Below are 25559 nucleotides of genomic sequence, written 5' to 3'. Positions count from 1 at the left end.
CATCAATAAGCCAAAAACTCTTCCAAGTCCTTGAGGGAACGCTCTGCGATTACCTCGTAACGCTCCTTCTTGTCGCGGATACGCGGTCCATCCAGCTCCTTGATGATACCAAAGTTGACATTCATGGGCTGGAAGTGCTTGCTTTCGGTGTGGGTGATGTAGAATGGCAGAGCTCCGATGGCTGTGGTCTGCGGGAAGATGACTGGGTCTTCGCCACGGAAACGGCGAACAGCATTGATACCAGCCACTAAGCCAGAGGCGGCAGACTCGACATAGCCTTCTACTCCTGTCATTTGACCTGCAAAGAAAAGATTAGGATTTTTCTTGGTCGCAAAGGTCTGTTCCAATAAGTTTGGTGAATCCATGTAGGAATTGCGGTGCATAACGCCGTAGCGGACAAACTCCGCATTTTCAAGTCCTGGAATCATCTGGAAGACACGCTTCTGCTCACCCCATTTGAGATGAGTTTGGAAGCCAACAATATTGTAAAGGCTACCTGCTGCGTTGTCCTGACGGAGCTGGACAACTGCGTACGGTGTCTTGTATTCGCCGTCACGAGGTCCCTTGTAGTCTTCTGGGTATTCCAGACCAACTGGCTTCATTGGGCCATAGAGCATGGTTTTGATGCCACGTTTGGCCATGACCTCGATAGGCATACAGCCTTCAAAGTATTTTTCTTTTTCAAAGGAGTTAAGCGGTGCTTCCTCAGCTGAAATCAAAGCCTCATAGAAAGCGGTGAACTGCTCCTTGTTCATCGGAGCATTGAGATAGGCAGCCTCTCCCTTGTCGTAACGGGACTTAAGATAAACCAAGTCCATGTTAATGGTCGAGCTGTCGACAATCGGTGCTGCCGCATCGTAGAAGTAAAAACCGTCGCCACCGTTGAGGGCGTGAATCTTCTCCGCCAAGGCGTCAGATGTCAATGGTCCCGTCGCGATAACTGTAATCGCATCTTCGGGAATCTCAGTAATCTCGCCACGAATGACCTCAATTAGCGGGTGGTTGTGAATTTCATCTGTGACCGCTTGAGAAAAATTTTCACGGTCCATGGCCATAGCACCGCCAGCAGGCACACGGTGGGCCTCGCCAGCTCGCATGATAATGGAATCCAAACGACGCATTTCTTCCTTGAGCAGACCGACAGCGTTGGTCAAACTATCACCACGGAAAGAGTTGGAACAAACCAACTCAGCAAACTTGTCCGTCTTGTGCTGAGGAGTCGGCTTGACACCACGCATCTCGTAGAGTTTGACAGGAATGCCGCGTTTGGCAATCTGATAAGCAGCTTCTGAGCCAGCCAGGCCAGCTCCGATAACATTAATGTGGGTTTGAGACATGAAACTAATACCTCTAGCCAGAATATCTGACTACTGTTTGGGAATACCCAAAAACAGAACCTTTCTAAATTTTATACCTATCTAGTATACCAGAAAATGGTTAGAAAAGACAAAACTACCTTCATTGAAATGAAAGCAGCTTCGCTTTTTTACATAATATATTTTATGTCTATTCTTTGCTGTTCTATCGCTTATTTACAATAGCTCCGCTATATCTCCAACAACCTCAAAGTTCCAACCAAGTCTCCTATAAGAATCGATTTCTTCCTGACTATACGGGAAAGTATTCAGCAAAATGGAATCCATTCCCAATTCATGAGCAATAGCTATATCGGATGTCAAATCATTACCAATCATAACAGTTTCCTCAACATCAAGATTATTTTCCTCTAAAACCAGTTGAAGAAATGCTGGTTCAGGCTTCTTCATCTTAAAGTCAGAAGAGATATAAATTTTTTCCATCAAATCAGCACAACCTGTCTGTTCAATTTCTGCCTGAGTAAAAATTCGTTGAGCATTGGAGAGAATAAATAATCGCGCTTCTCTATCCTTTAATGTCTGTAGACTAGTTAGAGTATTTTCATAAGCCTCTAACTTTTCACGTGAAAGCACGCGGAAAATCGTAGCTACTACTTGTCCAAAAGTCTCTAAATCAGTCTGCTTATTGGTACTTTGGTTTTCATTTGGTGCATCCGTTAATAGACGAATGAAGATTGTTTCTAAATCAATTTCGACATACTGATAACTCACCGTTTCCGCGAGAGATCTCTCTGCCTCTTCTACAAAACGATGATAGGCATTTTTCAACTGGCGCGGCCGATAGAAACAACCAAAAGCAGTGTAAATCTGTGTTAGCTGATTCCAGACCTCTAGTTTATTCTCATCTGTACGAATATCAACCAATGTACCATAAAAATCGAAGATATAGTTTTTGTAACTTTTCATGTCTTTCTCCTAATCTTTAGACAGCATTTTTTATATTATACCCCACAACGAAAGCGTTTGCAACAATAGAACGAAAAAACCTACCACATTAAGTGATAGGTTTTTATTTTGATTGGAAACTCTATTATTTAAGAGTAACTGAAGCGCCTGCTTCTTCCAATTTAGCTTTGATTTCTTCAGCTTCTGCAGTTGCAACGCCTTCTTTAACCATAGCTGGTGCACCGTCAACAAGCTCTTTAGCTTCTTTAAGACCAAGACCAGTGATTTCACGTACAACTTTGATAACGCCAACTTTTTTGTCGCCAGCAGATGTCAATTCAACGTCGAATGAATCTTTAGCTTCTTCAGCAGCACCACCAGCTGCAGCAACAGCTACAGGAGCAGCTGCAGTTACACCAAATTCTTCTTCGATAGCTTTAACAAGGTCGTTAAGCTCAAGGATAGTAGCTTCTTTAATTTCAGCAATAATGTTTTCAATGTTCAATGCCATTGTGATTTTCCTCCAATTTAGGTTTTTAAATAGTTTGTAGCACTAAGCAGCTACGCTCTGACGCATTAAGCTGCGTCTTCTTTTTCTGCAACAGCTTTGACAGCATATGCAACGTTGCGAACTGGCGCTTGAAGTACAGAAAGCAACATAGAAAGCATGCCTTCGCGGTTTGGCAATGTAGCAAGTGCTTCGATTTCTTCTTTAGAAGAAACTTTACCTTCTACAGCTCCACCTTTGATTTCAAGAGCATCAGCAGTTTTCGCGAAATCGTAAATTGTTTTAGCTGGAGCAACTGCATCGTTTGAGAATGCAACTGCAGATGGACCTACAAACAATTCTGCAAGACCTTCAAGACCAGCTTGCTCAGCAGCACGACGCAAGATTGAGTTTTTGATAACTTTGTACTCAACTTCTGCACCACGCAAGTTACGACGAAGAACTGTATCTTGTTCTACTGTCAAACCACGAGCGTCTACAACAACGATAGATGTTGCAGCTTTCATTTGCTCAGCAACGGCATTTACTAATTCCGCTTTTTTAGCGATAATAGCTTCACTCATTTTTTTACCTCCGTTTTTATTTTGGGCTAGGCACAAAAAAATCGCACCTAAACCTAGACACGAAAGTACAAATACGTTTATCTCAATAATCGTTTTGTGCCTCGGTAGGATGTTTATGAGTCCAGCTCCCCTACTGTCTTAGGTCAGTTTTTTCAAACCTCAATTATCATAACACAGTATTTTCAATAATGCAAGACTTTTATCCTATTTTTTTAAACATTTTTTCAAACATTTTTTCAAACTGGTATTGCCGTTTAGTTCACTTTAGTTGTAGAGGTCAGACTTGGAATGTGAAACACGAACTGCTGTGATTTGCTTCGCAAATCCTATCTCCAACCTTTTTAGCTCGATTTTTTCATTTCTAAGCTCAGGCTGACACAGTTCACTGAACAGTTTTACTCCACTGGCCTGTTAAACCCAATCAACCACTGCGCTGAGATATTGACACTAACTTTGAGAAGCGGTGCTGGGCTTTTTGCCCAGCCTCTCGCTCGTCGAAGTTAGCTAAGATAAACTAACATGACTATAAAAAACAACTGCCATTCCCTTGAGAATAGCAGTTTAATCTTATTTAATCTTGTCTTCTTCGTAGTCACCATTTGGACAGACAACTTGTTTACCACCACCGCGAACTTTTTTCTCAACGAGATAGTGGTCGCATTTCGGACAAGAACGCCCGACTGGCTTGTCCCAAGAAGTAAATTCACACTCTGGGTAGCGATCGCAACCATAGAAAAGACGATTGCGTTTACTCTTGCGTTCAATCACTTGCCCTTTTTGGCAAACCGGACAAGTCACACCGATTTCTTTAGTGATTTGCTTGGTATTGCGACAGTCTGGGAAATTGCTACATGCATAGAATTTTCCAAAGCGACCTAATTTAATAACCATTTCATGTCCACAAACATCACAGTCAAAGCCAGCTGGTTCATCCTTAATTTGGATTTTTTCCATCTGTTCTTCTGCCTTAGATAATTCTACCTTGAACGGCTGATAGAAACCGTCAATGACCTTCTGCCACTGCTCTTTCCCGATTTCTACATCATCCAATTTTTGTTCCATATCGGCTGTAAATTTGACATTGACAATATCTGGGAAGAACTCAACAATCAGCTTATTAACGATTTCTCCGAGTTCAGTCGGTTCAAATCGCTTAGCCGCAAGCTTAACATAGTAACGTTTTTGAATGGTTTCAATTGTTGGTGCATAGGTTGACGGGCGACCTACACCATTCTCTTCTAATGTTTTAATTAAGGTTGCTTCAGAGTAGCGAGCTGGCGGCTGAGTAAAGTGTTGTTCTGGATTTGTTGACGCGCGTACCACCGTGTCACCTTGTTCCATATCTGGCAACATCTTATTTTTATCAGCGTCGTTATAGACAGCCATATAACCATCGAATTTTACTTGGCTACCATTAGCAGCAAAGACAATACCATTTTGACCCAAACGAACACTCATGGTATCAAAAACTGCTGCAGCCATCTGACTTGCGACAAAACGATTCCAAATCAGTGTATATAGTCGCAATTGGTCCTTGTCCAGATATTTCGCAATTGATTCAGGTGTTAAGTTAACATTTGATGGACGAATGGCTTCGTGGGCATCTTGTGCACCACTGGCATTTTTTACTTTATTACCATGCTTTGAATAGGTAGCACCAAAACGCTCCGTGATAAAGTCAGCAGCTTGTGCTTGTGCAACAGGGCTAATACGTGTTGAATCCGTACGCATATAGGTAATCAAACCTTGGGTACCACCTGTGCCAAGACTGACACCCTCATAAAGTTGTTGGGCAACCATCATGGTTTTACGAGTACGGAAATTGATTTTATTAGCCGCATCCATCTGCATAGTAGAAGTTGTGTAAGGCAGAGGTGCATTTCGTTTGCGTTCCTTACGCTCAACCTGTTCTACTAAGAAATCGTCCCCATCAAGTCGGGCGAGAATTTCTTTAACCTGCTCATTGTTTTCAATTTTAGTTTTCTTTCCATCTATACCGTAGAATGAAGCCTGGAATTTCTTGCTCCCCTTTTTGAAGGTTGCATCAATTGTCCAATATTCTTCTGGTTTGAAATTGCTGATTTCATTTTCACGGTCGATTATTAATTTGAGAGCAACCGATTGAACACGTCCGGCTGACAGACCTTTTTTGACTTTCTTCCATAAAATAGGTGATATGGAGTACCCTACAATACGGTCTAAGACGCGTCGAGCTTGTTGGGCATCTACCAAGTCTAGGTTAATAGCACGTGGCTCCTGAAAGGCATTTTTTACTGCATCTTTTGTAATTTCATTAAAGACAACACGGTTTTTATCGTTTGCGTCCAATCCCAAAATGTGAGCCAAATGCCAAGAAATTGCTTCTCCTTCGCGGTCCGGGTCACTCGCAAGAAAGACTTGCTTAGCATTTTTTGCTTCTTTTTTCAAAGAATTGATGAGTGGTCCTTTTCCACGGATGTTGATGTACTCAGGTGCATAGTTGTTATCAAAGTCAATAGACATACTAGATTTCTTCAAATCTCGAATATGCCCGACTGAAGCAACGACCTTATAATTTTTACCAAGATATTTTTCGATTGTTTTTGCCTTAGCAGGCGACTCTACAATAACGAGATTTTTCTTGGTTGTTGTTTTTTTCTTACTAACTGTTTTTGTAGCCATTCTTATACCTTACAAATATTTTTAACCTCACAAAGAATATACTATTTTTCAGTCAGTGTCAAGATATTTATTTTCCTATAGGAAGACTTGTTTTAAAATTTATACTCAGAAATGATGTCCAAGCCTGATGTAATGCACTTTGCCCCCTCTTGAATCAGATGATGACAACCATCTGATTTTCCGTCCATAATGGAACCTGGAATAGCATAGACTTCCCTTCCTTCTTCCAAGGCACGTTCGCAGGTAATCAAGCTACCAGACCGCATTTTTGCCTCACAGACCACCAGACCTTCTACCAACCCAGCAATGATGCGGTTACGTTCTGGGAAATGGTATTTGAGTGGCTGAGCACCAGCTTCATACTCTGTCAGCACCAAATGGTGTTTGCCAATATAGGTCTGCAAATCTTTATTTTCTTTTGGATAAATATTATCTAAACCTGTTCCGATTACGGCAATGGTTTGGCCTCCATTTTTCAAACTGGCGATGTGGGCAGCCGTATCAATTCCTCTTGCCAAACCGCTAACAATGACAAAACGATTGCTCAATTCCTTGATAATTTTCTGAACAGATTGGATACCGTTTTTACTGGCATTTCGTGTACCAACAACTGCCAGCTTTGATTTTTCTAGCAATTCTAAATCCCCTTGATAAAACAAAAGTACAGGTGGATTGTAAATCTGTTTGAGCGCCAAAGGATAGATGTCATCTAAAATTGAAAATGATGGATACTTATTAAATTCCTCGCGACAGGCTTTTGTATCTAGATTCTTATAATTTTCCATAAATAGCACTGGATTTTTACATTCAGACACTACAGCGACATTACGTAAGGTCAATTTTTTACCATGTTTTTCTTGATAGGCCAAAACTTTATTAATATTAAGATTGGTCAAACCAGCTTTTTTCCATTTAAACAATTCAAAATTATTCATTTACTTCACCTCATTCTTATTGTTCGTAATGGAAAGAAAAAATTCTCCCAAATAGGAGAATTATTTTTGAGGTATTTCTTTAATCACACGCGCAGGATTTCCTGCTAAAACGACATTATCACCAAAAGACTTGGTTACAACAGCACCAGCACCAACAACGACATTGTCCCCCAAGGTCACGCCTGGTAAGATTGTCACACCACCACCAGCCCAGAAATTATCACCAATGGTAATAGGTGCGCCATATTCTTTTCCTGAATTTCTTTCATCGGGATCTAAAGGATGTAATGGAGTCAACAATTGCACATTGGGACCAAGCATAGCATTTTTCCCGATTCGTATCGGACAGACATCGAGCATAGTACAGTTGAAATTAGCATAAAAATCCTCTCCGACATGAATGTTACTTCCGTAATCACAGTAGAAATTTGGCTCCATGTAAATCTGCTCTCCTGTAGCTCCAAACCAGTTTTTCAAGATTTGAGAACGTATAGAGCCATCTAATTCATTATTGAAGTCCCGCATCTTTTGGCGAGCCAGCGTTCTCATTTGTCTAAGTTCTGGATCGGCAGCTATATATAATTGCCCAGCTATCATCTTTTCTTTTTCTGTTAACATAGCCCTACTCCTATTTTTTTATAATCAAATTAATAGCTTCTGCTAGCCGTGCCTCTTGTTCCTCGGGATTATCGGAAGGGTGTTTAATGCAATCTTGAACTTTTTGAGCAATGACCATTCCCATCATACTGTTGATACTGGAACGAACTGCACTCAGCTGCATCACAATATCGATACACTCTTGCTCTTCTTCAATCATGTTTTGAATGCCACGGAGCTGACCTTCTGCACGTTTCAAACGATTTATCATCTTTTTCTTCTCTGTATTCATACCCTATATGGTACTGCTTGTTTCATAAAATGTCAATTCTAAAACTTGACAATCAGCGTTATCATCTGCTATATTTAAAATACCCCTAGGGGTATGAAAGAGGTATTTATGTTGAAACAGATATTATCTACAATTTTAAAGCAAAAAGAAAGTTTATCTTTACAAGATTTGCCAAAAGTATTGGAAGATAAAAACACCAAATTGTTGGACGTCCGTGAAGTTGATGAATTTGCCAGTGGTCACATTCCAGAAGCTATCAACCAGCCATTAAGTCAAATCGACCAATTTAAAGGTGATAAAAACAAACACTATCTGATCATCTGTCAATCAGGTATGCGTAGCCAACGGGCGACAGATTACTTAACATCTCAAGGCTATCAAGCGGTCAATGTTCAAGGCGGTATGAATGCCTGGACTGGAGATATTATTTAGGAGGTTTAAATGAAAATTGTTATTGTCGGTGGGGTTGCTGGCGGTATGTCTGCTGCTACTCGTCTGCGTCGTCTCATGGAAGATGCTGAAATCATTGTGTTTGAAAAAGGACCATACGTTTCCTTTGCCAACTGCGGTTTACCTTATCATATTTCTGGGGAAATAGCAGAGCATGATAGCTTATTACTCCAAACGCCAGAAAGTTTGAAAAAACGCTTTAATCTAGATGTCCGCCCTTTCCATGAAGTCATTAGTATCAATGCTGACAAGCAGACTGTTACAGTGAATACTCCAAACGGTGACATCATTGAAAGCTACGACAAACTAATCCTATCACCAGGTGCCAAACCTGTCATCCCAAATTTAAAGGGAATTGAAGAAGCTGAAAATCTCTTCACACTTCGGAACGTACCTGATTTAGACAAGATAATGACCAAGCTAGACCAAATCAAGTCTGGTCACGCAGTTGTTATCGGTGCAGGATTTATCGGTCTAGAAATGACTGAAAATCTTGCCTTAAAAGGCTTAAAAGTCACTCTTGTCGAACAGGCTCCTCATGTATTACCTACTTTTGACTTGGAAATGGCACATTTTGTTGAAGCCGAGCTAACAAGTAAAGGTGTCAAAGTAATCACAGGGCAGTCTGTCACTGCTTTTCGTGAAAAGGGTCAAGTAGTCGAACTTTCTAATGGACAGACCCTATCATCTGATGTAACTATTTTATCAGTTGGTGTTGCTCCCGATAGTCAACTGGCTAAAAATGCTGGAATCAAGCTAGGACTTCGAGGTGGAATACTCGTAGACCAAAACTATCAGACCAATCAAGATAATATCTACGCCGTTGGTGATGCCATTGTAGTTAAACAAGAAATAACAGGACAGGATGCCTTGATTTCATTGGCCTCTCCTGCTAACCGTCAGGGAAGACAGGTAGCTGATGTCATTGCTGGATTGGCTCGCACTAACAGAGGCTCAATCGGTACTGCTATCGTCAAAGTCTTTGATTTAGTGGCAGCATCAACTGGTTTAATCGAACGTACCGTTCAATCACTCGACCATGAATATGCCGTCGTTCATACAACTGGAAAAGATCATGCAAGCTACTATCCAGGTGCGACTGATATTGTTCTGAAACTGATTTTTTCTCCTATTGACGGAAAAATCTTTGGTGCACAGACAGTCGGTCAAAAAGGTATTGATAAGCGGATTGATGTCCTTGCCACTGCCATCAAGGCTGGACTTACGATTGAAGATTTGCCAGAACTAGAATTGACCTACGCCCCACCATTTGGTTCAGCCAAAGATCCTGTCAATATGATTGGATATGCTGCCATGAACATCGCAGAAGGCATCAGTCAAAATGTCCAATGGCACCAACTAGACGAGGAGCTAGCAAACGGAAAAATCTTGTTAGACGTCCGCAATCCTGGTGAGGTCGCAAATGGGCAATTCAAAGAATTCATCCATATTCCTCTGGACCAACTCCGTGAGCGGCTAGGAGAACTAGACACTTCAAAAGAATACATCGTCAGTTGCCATAGTGGCCTTCGCTCGTACATTGCCGAACGTATCTTAAAAGAAAAGGGCTTTAAGGTTAAAAATCTAGACGGGGCTTACTCCCTTTACAAGATGGCACTACCTGAAAATCTTATCCTTCCATAATAACCAGACCTTCTGTATTTACTTGTTACAGAAGGTATTTTGTTTGACATAAAATACAGAATATTATACAATCTAGTTACCGATACTAGATGAAAGAAGGTGGACAATCATGAATCAAACCCTCCCCTACTGGAATGAATTACCTGATTTAGATTTGTATTTGGACCAAGTTCTGCTGTATGTTAATCAAGTAGTCAATTCTCAGGAAAGCCTTGAACAAAAGAGTTTATACCCAATGAAAATCAACAGTAGCCTAGGAAATGAAGCCGATGATAAAACTGGGGCTCATCAAGGCAAGTTGACAACAGAAAATGTTGATGTTCGAAGAATATTAACTGCTGCCATGATCAATAATTACGTCAAACACAAACAGATTGAAAAACCTGTTAAGAAAAAATATCAAAAACAGCAAGTTGCCCGCTTGATAGCATTGACCATCTTAAAAAATGTCTTTTCTATTCAAGAAATCAGTCAGACCTTAAATCTTCTTCTCCACTCGAACAACTCTGAAACCTTATACAATCATTTTGTTGACTGCATGCGAAATGAAGAAAGCAACGAAACGCCTGAAATCATTCGTTATGCCTGCCAGTCTGTTAAACTATATTACAAAACCCGTCAACTCACTATGGAGTTAGAAAGGAGTCACTATGAATCCTAGTTTAAAATTAAGTCTGAAATTGTCTTTTGGCGAAGAAGTCGCAAATAGTGTCACCCATGCAGTCGGTGCCTTGCTTATGTTAGTCTTGCTCCCCATTACTGCAATCCATTCTTTTCAAGATTATAACCTGACCGCTGTGGTCGGCATGACTATCTTTGTCATCAGCCTATTTCTCATGTTCCTATCCTCTTCCATCTACCACTCCATGCCCTACGCTTCTACTCACAAATACATCCTAAGGATTATCGACCACAGCATGATTTACATCGCTATCGCTGGAAGCTACACACCTGTTGCCCTATCCTTAGTCGGTGGTTGGTTGGGGTATCTAATTGTTGGTTTACAATGGGGATTAACTATTTTTGGCATTCTCTATAAAATTTTCGCCAAAAAAATCAATGAAAAATTTAGCCTTTTTCTCTATCTCTTTATGGGCTGGTTGGTTGTCTTTATCTTGCCAGCCATTCTTCAAAAGACTGGACTTGTTTTCGGAATTTTGATGCTGGCTGGTGGATTATCTTATACCATTGGCGCCCTCTTCTACGCTAAGAAAAAGCCCTATTTCCATATGATTTGGCATCTCTTTATCCTACTGGCTTCAGCACTGCAATATATCGCCATTGTCTACTTTATGCTATAAGAAAACAGCTTCTAGAAACCTAGAGGCTGTTTTTTAATGCATTAAACTGATGATCACTCCAATCAGATAAAGGGCTGACACGATGCTCAAAAATACCAAATGCGCCTTTCGGCTCATGACCACATAGCCAACAAATTCCCGAATGAAGGCATTAAGGCTAAAGTAAAATCTGGTTTTTGCCCCATAGCCGATACATTTGATTTTCAATTGTCGTGCCAATAGCAGAGCTCTGAAAACGTGATAGTAATTGGTTACAAGGGCAAAGCGACCACCAGGTTTCATCAGGGCATAGGAAAATTTCAAGTTTTCCTCGGTATTGGTTGATTGGTTTTCTATCACAATATCTTCCGCAGGAATCCCCTGTTCCAAGGCATAGTTAGCCATGGCCTGCCCCTCTGCCAGGAGTTCATCAGGCCCCTGTCCGCCTGACATGATGAGCTTGCTGCCAGGATGTTTCTGGTAGAGCGCTATGCCTTTTTCAATCCGCGAAGCCAAAAGTGGTGTTACCTTGTCACCAATCAGGCCAGCACCTAAGACCACTACATAATCAAGCTTGCCTGGGAAGAGATTGACCAAATTGACAAAGCTAGACGTGGTATAGAGCATGCTGATGATAATAGCATATGACACCAAAAAACCAACGTAGACGAACAGCATGTTGAAAAAGCTGATGCCTGAAAGGGATTGAACCACAAAGGGAGCGATGAAGAGATAAAAAGTCAGAGCAACCGCCAGTCCTATGGATAGGAAATTATGGAAGCGAACCCCTTCTCTCTTCAAAATCTGAAAACCATTTAGATAAAGCGTGAAAAGCAAGACAAATGGACCACTTAACAAGGCTAAAAAAAGCACCATCGCCACGGCTATAGCCAGCAAGCGCAAGATTTCATTATTTTCGAGAATGCCTGTTGAGATAATCCATGCCAAGGCCCAGACGAGGATGTTCAAGGCAAACAGTGAGATAAAAATCGACCGCCGTTCCCAGAAATAGACGATAGCAAACAGACCGATAGCCGCTAAAAATAAGCAGAAAAAGACTGTCAAGACTAGTTTCCCCCTGCTACCATAGACTTAATGGGCTCAAAGGTCTTACGGTGAATTGGCGTGATGCCTAGCTTGTTCAAGCCTTCCAAGTGCTCTGCCGTTCCATAGCCTGCATTCTTGGCGAAGCCGTAGCCTGAGAACTCCTTGTCATAATCCGCCATCATCTTGTCCCGCGTCACCTTGGCCACGATAGAGGCCGCTGCGATAGAGAGACTGTTGGCATCCCCCTTGATGATAGAGGTTTGCGGCAGAGGTGTATCCAACTTCATGGCGTCTATGAGCAAGTGGTCAGGCTCTTGGCTCAACTGCCCTAAAGCCTCCAGCATGGCTAACTTGGTCGCCTCGTAGATGTTGACCTGATCGATGACAGCTGCATCTTTTATTCCCACACCGACTACCACCGCTCGTTCCATGATCTCTTGGTAAATGGCCTCGTGCTTGGACTTGGGGATTTTCTTGGAGTCGTTGAGGTAGCGGATTTTGCACCCTTTGGGCAAGATAACCGCCGCAGCCACCACAGGACCTGCTAGAGGCCCCCGGCCGACTTCGTCGATACCAGCGATTAACTCCACCCCATTTTCATAAAGGGCTTTTTCGTAACATAGCATAGCTTCTAAGCGAGCGTCTTCTGCTGCTTCTTTTTCCAGCACCTTACGGCGTTTCTTGATAGCAGCCTGGACCCCTGCTCGATCATCCTGAGCTAGTTCCAACCAGGCAGGGCTGTCTAGACTGTCCACCTGAGCCAGCAGAGCAGTCACTTCCTTAATCGTTGCCATCTAAGTCACTCACCCTGTCTAATGTATAGGTGCCCAAACGCCCGTCTCGAACATCCTTGACAAAGAGGTTGTAAAAACGGTCATAATCATCACGGAAGCCCAATTTCTTGGCCCAATCCATGATGAGTTCAGGCGTTTCCTGCTCCAAATCCATGCCCTTGAACCGCTCTTGCAGGCGTTCTGGGTAGTTGGCCTTGAAATAGTCCAAACCAAAAATAGTGACTTCGTCCATAGGCAAGAGCTGGTCCTTAATCGCACCAGTCAGAGCCAACTTCAGTCCAACTTCCTGGTCCTCAAACTTAGGCCAGAGAATACCTGGTGTATCAAGGATTTCAAGATCCTTGTTTGACTTGAGCCACTGTTGACCTTTGGTCACACCTGGTTTGTTGCCGACAACGGCGATTTTCTTACCAGCCAGACGGTTCATGAGGGTGGATTTTCCAGCGTTTGGAATACCGATAATCATGGTTCGCAAGGTCTCCTTTTGAATCCCTCTTTCGCGGAGACGTTCAATCTTGTCTTTCATCAGACTCTTGGCTGCGTCGGTCACTTTTTTCACCGTCGCTTGCTCTTTTGAGTTGATAGCCAGGGTGCGAATACCCTGACCTTCAAAGTAGCTCTGCCATTCTTTGGTACGAATAGGGTCAGCCAAATCGACCTTATTGAGAATCATGAGCTTGGGCTTGTCGCCAACAATCTTGGTCAACATAGGGTTTTTGCTGGATAGGGGCAGGCGGGCATCGACCAAAATAGTCACGAAATCAACGTGCTTGATGTTCTCCTGCACCTGCCTGCGAGCTTTTGACATGTGGCCCGGAAACCATTGAATTGTTGCCATGGGGTCCTCCTAAATATGATTCATTGAAAAAAGCCGTAAAAACGGCTTGTTTTTTTATTATTATAGCAGAAAATCAATATTTTGTCTTACTTGTTCCTCTTAAATTCTCTCCCGTAACTTTTCGACAAAGAGATAGGCTGCGGGACAAATCAGAGTATTTTTTATTGTTAAATTGTTGATTTGATAAATCTTCTTGCGGTCAGTATGCGGAAATTCTCGACAGGCTTTGGGACGAGCGTCATAGATACTACATAGATTATCGCCTCCAAGGAAGGGACAGGGCATGGATTGAAATACCTTATCTCCATCCTCATCCACACGCAAGTACATGTCCTCAAAAACTGGAAGTTTCATACGCAAATGCTTGGCAATTCGGGTAATATCTGCTTCTGTAAAGAGCGGTCCCAACGTTTTACAACAGTTGGCACACTCTGTACAGTCGATTTCAGAAAATACTTCGGCATGAATATCTTGAACAATTCTATCCAAATTTTTAGGTGCTTTTTTCTTCAAATTTGCTAGAAATTTTCGATGTTCTCCTTGCTTCTGCTGGGCCAATTGCTTGTATCTTTCAATGTCGACGGTCATAAACTCTCCTTTTCGACCACTATTATACCACAAACTAGCTATTGAGCTCTGCTATTTTTCAAAATGCTGAGCTAAATTATAGCATCACTTAATAAGGTTAGTGTCAACATCTCAGCGCAGTGGTTGATTGGCAGATTTGTTCGCGTTTCACACTCCAAATCTGACCGTTACGACTGTTGCGAACAAAGTTCGCTCTATCTCCAACCTCAAACTGTCTCCCAGACAGTTTGAGCTGTGCGGGGGTGGGAAGACGAACTCTTTTTCGATTAGTAGAGTTCTTTCCCACTCCCAAAAATCCTGCGGGAAACTTCGGCTACAGGTAGACCAATAATGGTGTGAACATCCCCAGAAATACCTGCCACAAAGCGTGGGTCAAGCTCCTGAATACCGTAGGCACCGGCCTTATCCAGTGGCTGCTTTTCACGGATATACGACTGAATAACCTCTTCAAGGGCTGGATAATAGTCCACAAAATCAATCTGTGCAACCGTATAAAAAACATCCAGTGAGTGACTTGTCCGTAGGCAGACAGATGTTACAACGTGATGGCTCTTTCCAAAATAGGAACGTAACATGGTTTCAGCTTCTGTCAAATCTTGAGGTTTGTTAAAAATTTTCCCATCTGACACGACGATTGTATCCGCAGAAATGTAGAGATGGCCAGTTACCAAATCCATGTCCGATTTGGCTTTGGAAATTTCACAACAGGTTTTTGCAGCTCGAGTGAGAAAATCATCTGTAGCGAATTGTTTCATAAAATGTTCTTCGATACTACGCTCATCCACTTCAACTGATGCGATTTGTGGTTGTAAAAATCCCAATAATTGTTTACGACGTGGGGAGTTGCTAAGCAGAACGTAAGAACTAATCTGCTCACGATCCCCCTCTTTTTGATATTGAAATACAGTTTGCATGTTTCCTCCAGTCAAAAACAGAGTCCGAAGACCCTGTTTTCAGATGATTGATTAATTTTCTTTTCTACGACCTACTGCCATGGCCAGTCCTGCAAGACCTAAACCAAACAGGCTGAGCGTCAGATTCATCTGGTCACCAGTATTTGGCAAGACTCCTGCTTTTGTAGTTTTTACTGGACTTGCTACTTCTGATTTTTTATCTCCTACTTTTGGAGAATCAACTGGGACCTTCTTGTCAGTTGCCGAAGTATTTTGTACTTGATTAGATGGTGAATCTGTATTTTCGGCTGGAACAGTTTCTGGATTTGAGGCTGGATTTTCTGGATCAGTATCCAATAAAATCTCGATAAAGTCTGGGTAGCCATCTTCATCCGTATCAATGCTTGAATTTACAGGAATGATACGTGAATATGGGTTGACAACCTCATAAGCTGATAAGTCAGCTGTCTTTAGGTATTCAGCAAAGACACTGTCCATTGAAGGACCTTCTTCTCGTGCTCCTCCAAGCATTGTGTAGCCGTCACCACCAGCAGCAAGGAAGTCATTTGTTGCTAAATAGTACGTTTTTTCAAGATCCAAGGCGTCATATTCGCCAGTCTCTGGATTAAGAATACCGATAAGAAGAACACGTTCTTCTACAGGAAGAGTTGGATCGTAGAATACATTTGCTCCTGAAATGTGTAGAAATCCACCACTAGCTTCAAAGAGTGGCATGCCATTTTCATCTAAAAGCATCTCGCCAGTTTCTGGATTCACTTGCAAGGTAGATGATAAAGACTTGGTAAACATATCATAAATTTGCTGACCAGTCACAGTGATTTGAGAAACAATGTTACCAAATGGCAAGACTGCAATAATATCACCTTTTGTAACAGGCTGATCTTTAGCAATTGTTGCACGTAGACCACCACCGTTAGTCACAGCAAGGCTAGTTTTGTTTGAAAATCCTGTTTGACCATAGGCATAGATTGCATCCGTCACTGCATTCCCCAAGTTGGTTTCACGAACACGCACGTTTGAGCGGTCTCCGTTTAATTCCACGGGGTTATTTTCAATAACTACTTGAGCATTTTCAGCTTCATATTTTGCTTTAATTTCATCAACTAAGGCTGCAATTTTAGCATTTGGCGACACATTTTTAGTATCCGCGGCAGAAATCAAACTAGCTTCACCCAATAATTTATCGGATTTCAAGGTTACTTTACCGATATTGTTCAAGTAAGAGCCTGTTTGATTATAAGTAACGTTATCTCCATAGGTAGTCGCTTCTACCGTGTGGGAATGACCGTCGATAACAATAACACGTTTACCAGCTAATTTACTATTTTTAGAAAGTGCTTCAGCAAGAGTTGAGCCTCTCCATTCAACAGGCGTTGTAGAATCGACACCTAGGTGAGCTAGAATGATATAGTTCTTGTAAACACGGTTATCTGCTAGAGCACGTGCTTCCACTTCGTCAATCACTTTATTGACTTCTGTGACTGGGTCGGTAAATGTTACTCCCTCAACATTTTTCGGATGGGTTTTTGTAGCAGTTTCAGGTGTTGTTACACCGATAACTACAAATTCATCACCTACAACAGTTGGAGTTTTATCGACGATAGTTGAAGCTTCAAAAACACGAGCGCCATTAACGTAAGTGTTAGCACTCAATAGCGGGAAGTTCAAGGTTTCCTTGTACTTGATTGCTTGATCCATCCCAAAGTCAAATTCATGGTTACCAACAGCCATTGCATCATAGCCGACTTGGTTCATGATATTGGCGCGGTCTTCACCTTTTGTAGAGTTGGAAATTGGAAGTCCTTGGAAGGCATCACCAGCATCTACTACAATTGTATTCTCTACTTTGGCACGTTCTTCTTCAATGACTGCCGCAGCCTTAGCGTCACCGATGACATTCTTTTCTTCAAGAATGCGACCGTGAACGTCGTTTGTGTGGATAATGACTGCCTCTACTGTTTCTTCCGCAGCAGGGACAACAGTTTCCTCCGTTGCTACGTTTTTAACGGACGTTGCTGGTACCGTAGCAGTTGCATCAGTCGTTGCTGGTTGATTGGTTGTGGTAGCTGCAGTTGTTGTCTCAGCAGCTTGTACTTGTTGAGCTAAAACAAATGGAGCCAACAAGAGTGTGGACATTACAGGCAACAAGATTTTTTTCTTTTTCATAAATTAACCTTCCTTTGGTATTACTTATAGTACTATTATACACTTTTTACAGAAAAACAAAAAACATTAAAAACGCTTACATATCAAAAAGGTTCGAAATAAGCAAATTAGCTATCTAATCCGCTCATTTCCTATTTACCAAATACTATTTGTCCATTTGCAATGGTGTAAAGGACCTGTCCTTTCAGACTATCACCAACAAACGGAGAATTAGCAGACTTCGAGGCAAAATCCGCTGTAACCAACCGATTTGCATTTGGGTCAAAAATAACAAGATCAGCTGGGCCATTTTCAGCAAGATAGCCAGCATCAAGACCATAGAGCTTGGCTGGATTAATCGTCATTTTCTCCAGCAATTGCACGAGTGTCAGATGCCCTTCTTCCACCAGATGCGTCAAACCAAGTGAAAGCGAGGTTTCCAAGCCTGTCATTCCTGATGGGGCCTTTGTGAGATCTTCTACATTTTTCTCATCTGCGTGATGAGGAGCATGATCCGTCGCAATGACAGAGATAACACCAGATTTCAACCCATCAATCACAGCCAAGCGATCACTTTCTAATCGTAGCGGAGGGTTCATCTTAGCATTGGCACCTTTTGTTAGAAGTAAGTCCTCAGTTCGTGAAAAATGTTGGGGGGCTACTTCTGCCGTGACGTTTGCTCCGAGACCTTGAACAAATTCAACCACCTTGACCGACTCGGCTTTGGATAGATGCTGGATATGAACACGCGCACCCGTTTCATAGGCAATCATGACATCGCGAGCGACCATGCTGTATTCTGCTACGCCAGTTGCTCCACAAACATGAAAATGTTTTTCAGCTACTTGCTCGTTTAATCCCAAGACACCATTCAGGTCAGGGTCTTCTTCATGCAGGCTGATGAGACAGCCCTGCTCTTTGGCTAGTTTCATAGCTTGTCTAACCACGCCAGCATTTGTCAAAGGAATACCGTCGTCCGAAAAGGCCACCGCTCCAGCTTCTAGCAAAGTAGGAAAATCGGTCAGATTTTGCCCATCGAAATGATCTGTAATGGTTGCCACACTATAAATATGAATAGCTTCTTTTTTAGCGGAATCCAATACTTCTTTTAAGGTTTCAACATTTGAAATCGTCGGACTAGTATTAGCCATCATGACAACAGAAGTAAAACCACCCGCTGCCGCAGAAAGAGCTCCTGTATGAATATCTTCTTTATGGGTCTGACCAGGCTCCCGAAAATGCACATGAACATCGACCAAACCAGGAGAAACGACTAATCCTGTCGCATCAATCACCTGTTCAACGTCAGCAGAAATCGACTCCGCAATCTTAACAATCTTACTTCCGTCCATCAAGATGTCGCAAACCTTGTCTAAACCAGATTGCGGATCCAATACTCGACCATTTTTCACTAATAACATTCCTATTCTCCTTTGTAGTACCAAAGCCATTACTATCTACTATCGAAGCCAATCAATTCCTGTTCTGCCTTGTGAAGTCAAGTAAGCATTTGCTTGTGAGAAGGGCTTGCTTCCAAAGAAACCTCGATAGGCTGAAAGAGGACTTGGATGAGCAGATTCGATAACCAAATGTTTTGGATTGGTTATCAACGCCTTTTTCTTGCGAGCATAAGCACCCCAAAGAATATAGACGACAGGCTGGTCTAAGCTATTGACCACCTTAATAACAGCGTCCGTAAAAGGCTCCCAGATTTGCCCTGCATGTCCATTTGCCTGACCTGCTGGAACAGTTAAACAAGCATTGAGCAAAAGCACACCTTGTTCCGCCCATGCTGTCAAATCATGATCTTGTTTGACGCCAATATCATCCGTCAATTCTTTTAAGATGTTTTGAAGAGATGGCGGAGCTGGTACCGAGTTCGGAACAGAAAATGACAAGCCCTGTGCCTGACCAGGTCCGTGATAGGGATCCTGTCCCAAAATAACTACTTTAACCTCTTCCAAATCCGTTGTTTGAATGGCAGCAAATACCTTTTCCCGAGGCGGATAAACTGTTCCACTTGCATAAACATGGTCCAAAAATTGATTGATCTTACCAAAATAATGTTCTGGCAACTGCGCCTTTATCAATTCGTGCCAAGCTGAATGTTCCATAAACTGCTCCTAGTTTGAACTTTTCTCTTTAACAATATAAATCGGACGTTTCTTCGTTTCCAAGAAAACTTTTGCCAAATATTTACCGAGAATACCAATGGTCATCAACTGCAGACCTCCCAAAAATAGGATGATACAAATAGTCGACGGCCAGCCAATTGTAGGATCTCCGAACACCAAGGTTTTGAAAACCACAAAAACCATTAGAACTAGCGACAACAGGAAGGTAAAGAAACCTGTATAGGAGGCAATATTCAAAGGTGTATCTGAAAAATTGATGATTCCTTCAATAGAATAAGAAAGCAATTTCCAGAAAGACCAACTAGTTTCACCAGCGACCCTCTCGACATTTTCATATGGCAAGTATTCTGTCTCGAATCCAACCCAAGCAAAAATGCCTTTTGAAAAGCGATTGTATTCAGACACAGATAGAATAGCATCTACCATGTGACGACGCATGAGACGGAAATCACGGGCACCGTCTACTACCTCGACCTGGCTGATTTTATTCATCAATTTGTAGAATAATTTCGCAAAAAAGCTACGAATCGGTGGCTCACCATCACGACTGACACGACGAGTTCCAACGCAATCTAAATCTGGATTTCCATCCAACATAGCCTTCATTTCCATCAACATTTCAGGTGGATCTTGCAAATCAACATCCATGACAGTCACTAGCTCACCTTGCGCAGCTTGTAGACCTGCATAGAGAGCAGCTTCTTTCCCGAAATTCCTTGAAAAGGAAAGATAGCGAACAGCTCGGTCTTGACCAGACAATTGGCGTAAAACCGTTAATGTCCTATCCTTTGAACCATCATTGACAAAAATATACTCAAATTGTTCCCCCATCTCCTTACGAACTTTCTCCATAGCATCGTAAAAATAGGGAATTGCCTCTTCTTCATTAAAACAAGGCACGATAACTGAAATCATGTTCTTCTCCTCATACGGTCAATTATTGTATTCTCAAAATACGTTAGAGACTATTATACCATTTTACAGGATAAGTTCCCAGAAATCGTGCGTGGGCTCGTTTTAAATCTAGTCTTCCTGCCAAGTTTCTTGATTTTGACGGAACTTTTTAAGCAGATTCAAACCATCTGCATTGATATATCCCTGTACTTTTGCGACTTTGATTAACTCTGAATAATTACTGAGCGTCACCAATTTCACGCCAGCATTGTCAAAATTACGATCTGCCTTCGGCAATTCATAAGTAAAGATTGCCACAACACCAATAACGTCAGCGCCTTCGCGCTCAGCTGCTGCTACGGCATCTAGAACAGACCCTCCAGTAGAAATCAAGTCTTCAACGACAATCATTTTTTGTCCCTTGACGATGCGCCCCTCTAACTGATTCCCTGCACCATGGTCTTTGGGTTTGCTACGGATGTAAGCAAATGGCAAATTCATCCGATCTGCAATGATAGCACCATGGGGAATACCTGCTGTGGCCGTTCCGGCAATCACCTCAACCTCAGGAAATTCTTCTTCAATACGTTGGACAAAGCCATCTTCAATCAAATTTCGAGTTTCAGGATAAGATAGTGTAATACGATTATCTGTATAGATAGGGGATTTGATACCTGATGCCCATGTAAACGGCTTTTCAGGGCGCAGATGAACTGCCTTAATATCCAATAAGTGTGATGCGATTTCTGTTGCTAGTGTCATAATAGACCTCCTTCTAAATGCGTACCATTCCAACATGACCATCCCGCCGAATAGCCTGTCACTCCTAAAGTATTGGTTCAATCTATGAACCCTACAAAAAACTATATTTATCCCTGTTGAATTCTTACAGATTTCTCCTAGTCCACCATTTCAATCCATGAATTAAAATACTGTTCAATGAAATTGGTTTTCTCTTTTATTTCTGTCACGGTAAGTTTTTCATCAAGACCTGTCAGAACCCATTTATCCTCAACATCATCTCTGCGATGGATAATCGCGACCAATTTCCCCTCGAAAGCTGTCAAAGGCTGCCGAACAGCTTTGGAAATGATGTAAACATCTTGCTCTTCACCATCTCCAGCCAATAGATTTGGAATGTAGCCGTAATTGATGGGGTACTGGTTGCCAAATTTATCAATATACCCGATAGGTCTATCGATGACAACCTGATAAACCTTATCCACGATTCCATTCCTCTTTAATAGACAAATAGGTCTGGTAAGGTTGTTCTGATTTTGTAATCGGGCGACCTACTACGATGTAATCACTACCGATTTGAGCAGCATCTGCTGGTGTCATAACTCGTTTCTGATCGCCTACTTCACCGCCAGTCGGACGAATCCCTGGCGTCAGGCACACAAAATCAGAACTTGTGGCATCTTTAATCAAAGCCACCTCATGCGCTGAACAAACCACCCCATCAAGACCAGCTTCTTGTGCTCTTTGAGCATAATGAACAACCGCTTCCTGCAAACTAGTCTGTATATTCTGGTCTGTTCTCATCTGCTCCTCTGAGGTAGAGGTCAACTGAGTGACCGCTATTAAAACAGCATCCTTACCCAATCCCCTTCGTGCTGCCCGCATCATCTCAACACCACCAGCAGCGTGAACGTTAGTCATATCCACACCGAGTTTTGCCAAGACTTTCATAGCAGACTCGACGGTATTAGGAATATCATGCAGTTTCAAATCTAGAAAAATACTGTGACCGCAGCCTTTCAAATAATTGATAATACCTGGTCCCTCCGCATAATACAACTCCATTCCAACCTTTACATAGAGTTTCTCATCTGGTGGGAACTGTTCCAGAAAAGACTGAACTTCTTCTTTACCTGCAAAGTCAAGGGCAATAATTGGTCTTGTTTCTTTCATAAAATCCTTTCATTTACACAAAAATCCCTGCCAAATCGGTCAGGGATGTGCACGAATTCAGCTTGAAAATCACCTTTCAAGCCTATTACATGACACCTTCCTAGCCTCTCTGGACTTAGTTAAAGGAGATATTTTCTTTATATTACTCTTTTATTTTACCTTTGTCAACGCTTACCCAAGCTATGTCTGATTTCTCGGCGTAAACCTTCCAAACTATCAATACCATAAACTTCCATGCGTTTTGGTAAGTCTTGAATAATCTTTGGACAAGCAAATGGGTCTGTAAAGTTGGCTGTTCCTACCCCTACAGCTGAAGCTCCTGCAACCATCATCTCTATAGCCTTGTCCGCCGTATCCACACCACCCATACCAATAATCGGTAAATCAGTCATCTGAGCAACCTGACGAATGAGTTTGAGAGCAACCGGAAAAACTGCTGGGCCTGACATTCCTCCTGTACCATTTGCCAAGATTGGTTGTCGAGTTTTGAGATTGAATCGCATACCAACCAAGGTATTTATCATCGTCAAGCCAGTCGCTCCAGCATCCTCAGCAGCCTTGGCCAACAGGGTTATGTCTGCCACACTTGGTGTCAGCTTAACATAAACAGGTACAGATGAAGCTTCTACCGCTGCTTTTACTGCTTGGTAAGCCAATTCTGGCACCTGTCCAATCAAAAGACCATTATTGCCATGGTCCACATTGGGACAGGAAATATTCAGCTCAATGGCTTTCACGTTTGGAGCCTTTGAAATTTTCCCTGACACATAAGCATATTCTTCATCGGAAAAACCTGCTACATTGGCAATGATTGGCAGGTCTGGAAAATGTTGCGCTAGCCAGGGTAATTTTTCGGATAAGACGGCGTCAACACCTGGATTTTGAAGTCCAATGGCATTGAGCATACCTGCTGGCGTTTCGGCCACACGGGGAGTCGCATTGCCATAACGAGGATGCCGAGTAGTCGCCTTAATCATAATGGAACCAAGCTGGTTAAGGTCATAGTAGTCTGCATACTCCTGACCAAAACCAAAGCAACCTGAGGCTGGAATAATCGGATTTTTCAAGTCCAAACCAGGCAGAGAAATCGCTAATCGTTTTGTCATTTTAACCTCCTACAAAATCAAGCTGCCTGTCGCGAAAACAGGTCCTTCTTTACAGACACGCTTGTTTTCATGCTCCTGGCCCTCTTTAGGTTTGACCACACAGGCGTAGCATGCTCCCATGCCACAGGCCATACGGGCTTCCAGCGAGATGTAGGCATGAGGATGGTCCTGAAATCGTTGGTCAACATAGTTCATCATAGCAGGCGCCCCACATGAGTAGATAGCCGCAAACTCGTCTGTTAGCTCTTCCACCACACGTGCAACCGTGCCTTTCTGCCCATAGGAACCATCGTCCGTTGTGACTTGGACTTGGCCATAATTTGATAATTCTTCTTCCAAAATGACAGCCTCTTTATTGGCAAAGCCAATGACTGACGTGACCTTGACACCACGTTCCGCAGCCTGTTTGGCAACCTCAACTAAAGGAGGAACTCCGATACCTCCACCAATGATGAGAATCTGGTCTCCTTCCTTGAGAAAGCCTATTTCAAACCCTTTCCCAAGCGGTCCCATAACATCCAAATACTGCCCAACAGTCATTTTCGAAAAGACTTCCGTCCCTTGACCTTCCACTCGGTAAATAATCCGACATTGAGCCTTATTCCTATCAATCTCGGAAATAGATATTGGTCTCCGCAAGAGCATGGAATCATCTGGGACACGAATATGGATAAACTGCCCCATTTTCATATCTTGGACCATATCCCCCTGCAAGGTCATAGCAAAAATTCGCGGCGCTAGTTGGACTTGGTCCACCAGTAACACCCGTTCTTTTAAAATCATCTTTTCTCCTATTCTATATAACAATGACACAGAAAACAAGAAAGTCGATATAGAGAAAAAAACCTTGCTGGCTAGCAAGGTTACACGAAAAGAAGGCAGCATTTGCCCTATTTATCACGTTCCCTTCTTCGCCTCTCTGGACTCAGTTAAAGGATATATTCTCAGCATTATACATTTTTTAGAATAATTTGTCAAATCATGTTACAATAGAGGTATGAGAATCCAACAATTATACTATATTATCAAAATTGCAGAAACAGGCAGTATGAATGAGGCTGCCAAGCAACTTTTCATTACCCAACCCAGCCTTTCCAACGCTGTACGAGACTTGGAAAAAGAAATGAAAATTAAAATCTTTTTCCGTAATTCTAAGGGCATTACCCTGACAAAGGATGGCATGGAGTTTCTTTCCTACGCTCGTCAAATTGTTGAGCAGACCGAACTATTGGAAGACCGCTATAAAAATCCGAATGCAAAACGTCAACTATTTAGCGTCTCTTCTCAACACTATGCCTTTGTCGTCAACGCCTTTGTCTCGCTTTTGAAAGAAACTGAAATGGAAGATTATGAACTCTTCCTACGTGAAACACGGACCTGGGAAATCATTGATGACGTTAAGAATTTCCGCTCAGAAATCGGAGTGCTTTTCCTCAACCATTTCAACCGTGATGTCCTGCTGAAACTTTTGGATGACAATCGACTATCCTATACAACTCTCTTCACTGCCAAACCACATGTATTTGTCAGCAAAACCAATCCTTTGGCACAAAGAAAGTCAATCACTCTCGATGATTTGGTAGATTTCCCCTATCTCAGCTACGAGCAAGGTATTCACAACTCCTTCTACTTTGCAGAAGAAATTCTAGCCCAGGAACACCATAAAAAATCGATTGTCGTATCTGACCGTGCCACTCTCTTCAATCTCTTAATCGGTCTGGATGGCTATACAATCGCAACAGGTATCCTCAATTCAAATCTTAACGGAGATAATATTGTATCCATTCCTCTGGAATTTGACGATGAAATCGAATTGGTCTATATCCAACACGAAAAGGCATTGCTGTCCGACATGGGAGAAAAATTTATCAATTACCTACTTGAAGAGGTAAAATTCGACCAAAAATAAATACCATTTTATATATACAAGCAAAATACAATATGTTATGATACATTTATGAAAGACGTTGAAAAGAAAAATGAAAATAATTCA

General features: G+C 42.1%; 27 protein-coding genes and 1 other annotated feature. Of the genes, 5 read left to right on the top strand and 22 right to left on the bottom strand.

Translation table 11 applies throughout. The features are described 5' to 3' along the window. Positions 1–2 precede the first annotated feature (2 nt). From trmFO to K5Q29_RS05995, 8 genes are all read right to left on the bottom strand, one after another. Positions 3–1337, bottom strand: coding sequence for a methylenetetrahydrofolate--tRNA-(uracil(54)-C(5))-methyltransferase (FADH(2)-oxidizing) TrmFO (gene trmFO / locus K5Q29_RS06030; protein WP_105139030.1), 1335 nt, complete (start codon positions 1335–1337; stop codon positions 3–5). A 195-nt stretch (positions 1338–1532) separates the two neighbouring features. After that, entirely contained in the window at positions 1533–2282 is a 750-nt protein-coding gene (locus tag K5Q29_RS06025; RefSeq protein ID WP_105139029.1) for an HAD family hydrolase, read from the bottom strand. Between the two features lie 124 nt (positions 2283–2406). Beyond that, positions 2407–2772, bottom strand: a complete 366-nt coding sequence (rplL, locus tag K5Q29_RS06020; protein WP_002936483.1) for a 50S ribosomal protein L7/L12 — start codon at positions 2770–2772, stop codon at positions 2407–2409. A 65-nt stretch (positions 2773–2837) separates the two neighbouring features. Then, entirely contained in the window at positions 2838–3332 is a 495-nt protein-coding gene (rplJ, locus tag K5Q29_RS06015; protein WP_002936486.1) for a 50S ribosomal protein L10, read from the bottom strand. 26 nt (positions 3333–3358) lie between these two features. Further along, positions 3359–3493: a sequence feature (ribosomal protein L10 leader region), on the bottom strand. A 406-nt stretch (positions 3494–3899) separates the two neighbouring features. Continuing rightward, a complete protein-coding gene (gene topA / locus K5Q29_RS06010; protein ID WP_004195696.1) occupies positions 3900–5993 on the bottom strand; it encodes a type I DNA topoisomerase in 2094 nt (697 codons plus the stop codon). A gap of 92 nt (positions 5994–6085) precedes the next feature. Continuing rightward, positions 6086–6928, bottom strand: a complete 843-nt coding sequence (gene dprA / locus K5Q29_RS06005) for a DNA-processing protein DprA (protein ID WP_105139028.1) — start codon at positions 6926–6928, stop codon at positions 6086–6088. Between the two features lie 60 nt (positions 6929–6988). Continuing rightward, complete coding sequence (locus K5Q29_RS06000; RefSeq protein ID WP_105139027.1) at positions 6989–7546, bottom strand: sugar O-acetyltransferase; 558 nt, start codon at positions 7544–7546, stop codon at positions 6989–6991. 10 nt (positions 7547–7556) lie between these two features. Beyond that, complete coding sequence (locus K5Q29_RS05995; RefSeq protein WP_105139026.1) at positions 7557–7817, bottom strand: metal-sensitive transcriptional regulator; 261 nt, start codon at positions 7815–7817, stop codon at positions 7557–7559. A gap of 108 nt (positions 7818–7925) precedes the next feature. On the opposite strand from K5Q29_RS05995, the gene K5Q29_RS05990 reads away from it, so the two are divergent. From K5Q29_RS05990 to K5Q29_RS05975, 4 genes are all read left to right on the top strand, one after another. Further along, entirely contained in the window at positions 7926–8249 is a 324-nt protein-coding gene (locus K5Q29_RS05990; RefSeq protein WP_105120912.1) for a rhodanese-like domain-containing protein, read from the top strand. A gap of 9 nt (positions 8250–8258) precedes the next feature. Continuing rightward, a complete protein-coding gene (locus K5Q29_RS05985; RefSeq protein ID WP_105139025.1) occupies positions 8259–9911 on the top strand; it encodes an FAD-dependent oxidoreductase in 1653 nt (550 codons plus the stop codon). 109 nt (positions 9912–10020) lie between these two features. Then, positions 10021–10572, top strand: coding sequence for a DUF1836 domain-containing protein (locus tag K5Q29_RS05980; RefSeq protein ID WP_105139024.1), 552 nt, complete (start codon positions 10021–10023; stop codon positions 10570–10572). Then, on the top strand, positions 10562–11212 hold the full coding sequence (locus K5Q29_RS05975) for a hemolysin III family protein (protein ID WP_105139023.1): 651 nt from the start codon (positions 10562–10564) through the stop codon (positions 11210–11212). Before K5Q29_RS05980 ends, K5Q29_RS05975 begins: the two co-directional genes overlap by 11 nt. Positions 11213–11245: 33 nt before the next feature. On the opposite strand, the gene K5Q29_RS05970 is transcribed toward K5Q29_RS05975, so the two are convergent. From K5Q29_RS05970 to K5Q29_RS05905, 14 genes are all read right to left on the bottom strand, one after another. Continuing rightward, complete coding sequence (locus K5Q29_RS05970) at positions 11246–12256, bottom strand: YdcF family protein (RefSeq protein ID WP_105139022.1); 1011 nt, start codon at positions 12254–12256, stop codon at positions 11246–11248. Positions 12257–12258: 2 nt separating this feature from the next. After that, complete coding sequence (locus tag K5Q29_RS05965) at positions 12259–13032, bottom strand: ribonuclease HII (RefSeq protein ID WP_105139021.1); 774 nt, start codon at positions 13030–13032, stop codon at positions 12259–12261. After that, positions 13019–13870, bottom strand: coding sequence for a ribosome biogenesis GTPase YlqF (ylqF, locus tag K5Q29_RS05960; protein ID WP_105139020.1), 852 nt, complete (start codon positions 13868–13870; stop codon positions 13019–13021). Before ylqF ends, K5Q29_RS05965 begins: the two co-directional genes overlap by 14 nt. Before the next feature lie 99 nt (positions 13871–13969). Next, complete coding sequence (locus tag K5Q29_RS05955) at positions 13970–14458, bottom strand: YkgJ family cysteine cluster protein (RefSeq protein ID WP_002936504.1); 489 nt, start codon at positions 14456–14458, stop codon at positions 13970–13972. A gap of 266 nt (positions 14459–14724) precedes the next feature. Then, positions 14725–15372: a nucleoside triphosphate pyrophosphatase gene (locus K5Q29_RS05950; protein WP_105139018.1), complete on the bottom strand. Its 648-nt coding sequence runs from the start codon at positions 15370–15372 to the stop codon at positions 14725–14727. Between the two features lie 51 nt (positions 15373–15423). Beyond that, positions 15424–17538: a cell surface ecto-5'-nucleotidase Nt5e gene (gene nt5e, locus K5Q29_RS05945; protein WP_221877050.1), complete on the bottom strand. Its 2115-nt coding sequence runs from the start codon at positions 17536–17538 to the stop codon at positions 15424–15426. A gap of 131 nt (positions 17539–17669) precedes the next feature. After that, positions 17670–18938, bottom strand: coding sequence for a dihydroorotase (locus K5Q29_RS05940; protein WP_105139016.1), 1269 nt, complete (start codon positions 18936–18938; stop codon positions 17670–17672). Positions 18939–18977: 39 nt separating this feature from the next. Further along, a complete protein-coding gene (locus K5Q29_RS05935; RefSeq protein ID WP_105139015.1) occupies positions 18978–19631 on the bottom strand; it encodes a uracil-DNA glycosylase in 654 nt (217 codons plus the stop codon). A gap of 9 nt (positions 19632–19640) precedes the next feature. Next, positions 19641–20567 carry a glycosyltransferase family 2 protein gene (locus tag K5Q29_RS05930; RefSeq protein WP_013730366.1) on the bottom strand — a complete coding sequence of 309 codons (927 nt, stop codon included), beginning with the start codon at positions 20565–20567 and terminating at the stop codon, positions 19641–19643. 108 nt (positions 20568–20675) lie between these two features. Then, on the bottom strand, positions 20676–21308 hold the full coding sequence (pyrE, locus tag K5Q29_RS05925) for an orotate phosphoribosyltransferase (protein WP_105139014.1): 633 nt from the start codon (positions 21306–21308) through the stop codon (positions 20676–20678). Positions 21309–21445: 137 nt separating this feature from the next. Then, the gene (locus K5Q29_RS05920; RefSeq protein ID WP_105139013.1) at positions 21446–21772 is read right to left on the bottom strand and encodes an inorganic diphosphatase; all 327 of its coding nucleotides are present in this window, start codon (positions 21770–21772) and stop codon (positions 21446–21448) included. Beyond that, positions 21765–22460 (bottom strand): orotidine-5'-phosphate decarboxylase, encoded by a 696-nt coding sequence (pyrF, locus tag K5Q29_RS05915; protein ID WP_105139012.1) that lies wholly within the window; start codon positions 22458–22460, stop codon positions 21765–21767. Before pyrF ends, K5Q29_RS05920 begins: the two co-directional genes overlap by 8 nt. Positions 22461–22624: 164 nt before the next feature. After that, positions 22625–23566, bottom strand: coding sequence for a dihydroorotate dehydrogenase (locus K5Q29_RS05910; RefSeq protein ID WP_105139011.1), 942 nt, complete (start codon positions 23564–23566; stop codon positions 22625–22627). Positions 23567–23575: 9 nt separating this feature from the next. Continuing rightward, a complete protein-coding gene (locus K5Q29_RS05905) occupies positions 23576–24349 on the bottom strand; it encodes a dihydroorotate dehydrogenase electron transfer subunit (protein WP_239515190.1) in 774 nt (257 codons plus the stop codon). Between the two features lie 214 nt (positions 24350–24563). Here K5Q29_RS05905 and K5Q29_RS05900 point away from each other — a divergent pair, with 214 nt between their 5' ends. Continuing rightward, positions 24564–25475, top strand: a complete 912-nt coding sequence (locus K5Q29_RS05900; RefSeq protein ID WP_012775137.1) for a LysR family transcriptional regulator — start codon at positions 24564–24566, stop codon at positions 25473–25475. Positions 25476–25559 lie beyond the last annotated feature (84 nt).

Source organism: Streptococcus sp. 2018037, assembly GCF_019754195.1.
Taxonomy (GTDB): domain Bacteria; phylum Bacillota; class Bacilli; order Lactobacillales; family Streptococcaceae; genus Streptococcus; species Streptococcus hashimotonensis.
The sequence above is the reverse complement of the archived record's forward strand: the minus strand, read 5'-3'. Positions and strand labels throughout refer to the sequence as shown.

Coding starts and splice junctions, on each gene's coding strand:
- trmFO (WP_105139030.1), bottom strand. CDS start 1,337: ATGTCTCAAACCCACATTAATGTTATCGGAGCTGGCCTGGCTGGCTCA.
- K5Q29_RS06025 (WP_105139029.1), bottom strand. CDS start 2,282: ATGAAAAGTTACAAAAACTATATCTTCGATTTTTATGGTACATTGGTT.
- rplL (WP_002936483.1), bottom strand. CDS start 2,772: ATGGCATTGAACATTGAAAACATTATTGCTGAAATTAAAGAAGCTACT.
- rplJ (WP_002936486.1), bottom strand. CDS start 3,332: ATGAGTGAAGCTATTATCGCTAAAAAAGCGGAATTAGTAAATGCCGTT.
- topA (WP_004195696.1), bottom strand. CDS start 5,993: ATGGCTACAAAAACAGTTAGTAAGAAAAAAACAACAACCAAGAAAAAT.
- dprA (WP_105139028.1), bottom strand. CDS start 6,928: ATGAATAATTTTGAATTGTTTAAATGGAAAAAAGCTGGTTTGACCAAT.
- K5Q29_RS06000 (WP_105139027.1), bottom strand. CDS start 7,546: ATGTTAACAGAAAAAGAAAAGATGATAGCTGGGCAATTATATATAGCT.
- K5Q29_RS05995 (WP_105139026.1), bottom strand. CDS start 7,817: ATGAATACAGAGAAGAAAAAGATGATAAATCGTTTGAAACGTGCAGAA.
- K5Q29_RS05990 (WP_105120912.1), top strand. CDS start 7,926: ATGTTGAAACAGATATTATCTACAATTTTAAAGCAAAAAGAAAGTTTA.
- K5Q29_RS05985 (WP_105139025.1), top strand. CDS start 8,259: ATGAAAATTGTTATTGTCGGTGGGGTTGCTGGCGGTATGTCTGCTGCT.
- K5Q29_RS05980 (WP_105139024.1), top strand. CDS start 10,021: ATGAATCAAACCCTCCCCTACTGGAATGAATTACCTGATTTAGATTTG.
- K5Q29_RS05975 (WP_105139023.1), top strand. CDS start 10,562: ATGAATCCTAGTTTAAAATTAAGTCTGAAATTGTCTTTTGGCGAAGAA.
- K5Q29_RS05965 (WP_105139021.1), bottom strand. CDS start 13,032: ATGGCAACGATTAAGGAAGTGACTGCTCTGCTGGCTCAGGTGGACAGT.
- ylqF (WP_105139020.1), bottom strand. CDS start 13,870: ATGGCAACAATTCAATGGTTTCCGGGCCACATGTCAAAAGCTCGCAGG.
- K5Q29_RS05955 (WP_002936504.1), bottom strand. CDS start 14,458: ATGACCGTCGACATTGAAAGATACAAGCAATTGGCCCAGCAGAAGCAA.
- K5Q29_RS05950 (WP_105139018.1), bottom strand. CDS start 15,372: ATGCAAACTGTATTTCAATATCAAAAAGAGGGGGATCGTGAGCAGATT.
- nt5e (WP_221877050.1), bottom strand. CDS start 17,538: ATGAAAAAGAAAAAAATCTTGTTGCCTGTAATGTCCACACTCTTGTTG.
- K5Q29_RS05940 (WP_105139016.1), bottom strand. CDS start 18,938: ATGTTATTAGTGAAAAATGGTCGAGTATTGGATCCGCAATCTGGTTTA.
- K5Q29_RS05935 (WP_105139015.1), bottom strand. CDS start 19,631: ATGGAACATTCAGCTTGGCACGAATTGATAAAGGCGCAGTTGCCAGAA.
- K5Q29_RS05930 (WP_013730366.1), bottom strand. CDS start 20,567: ATGATTTCAGTTATCGTGCCTTGTTTTAATGAAGAAGAGGCAATTCCC.
- pyrE (WP_105139014.1), bottom strand. CDS start 21,308: ATGACACTAGCAACAGAAATCGCATCACACTTATTGGATATTAAGGCA.
- pyrF (WP_105139012.1), bottom strand. CDS start 22,460: ATGAAAGAAACAAGACCAATTATTGCCCTTGACTTTGCAGGTAAAGAA.
- K5Q29_RS05910 (WP_105139011.1), bottom strand. CDS start 23,566: ATGACAAAACGATTAGCGATTTCTCTGCCTGGTTTGGACTTGAAAAAT.
- K5Q29_RS05905 (WP_239515190.1), bottom strand. CDS start 24,349: ATGATTTTAAAAGAACGGGTGTTACTGGTGGACCAAGTCCAACTAGCG.
- K5Q29_RS05900 (WP_012775137.1), top strand. CDS start 24,564: ATGAGAATCCAACAATTATACTATATTATCAAAATTGCAGAAACAGGC.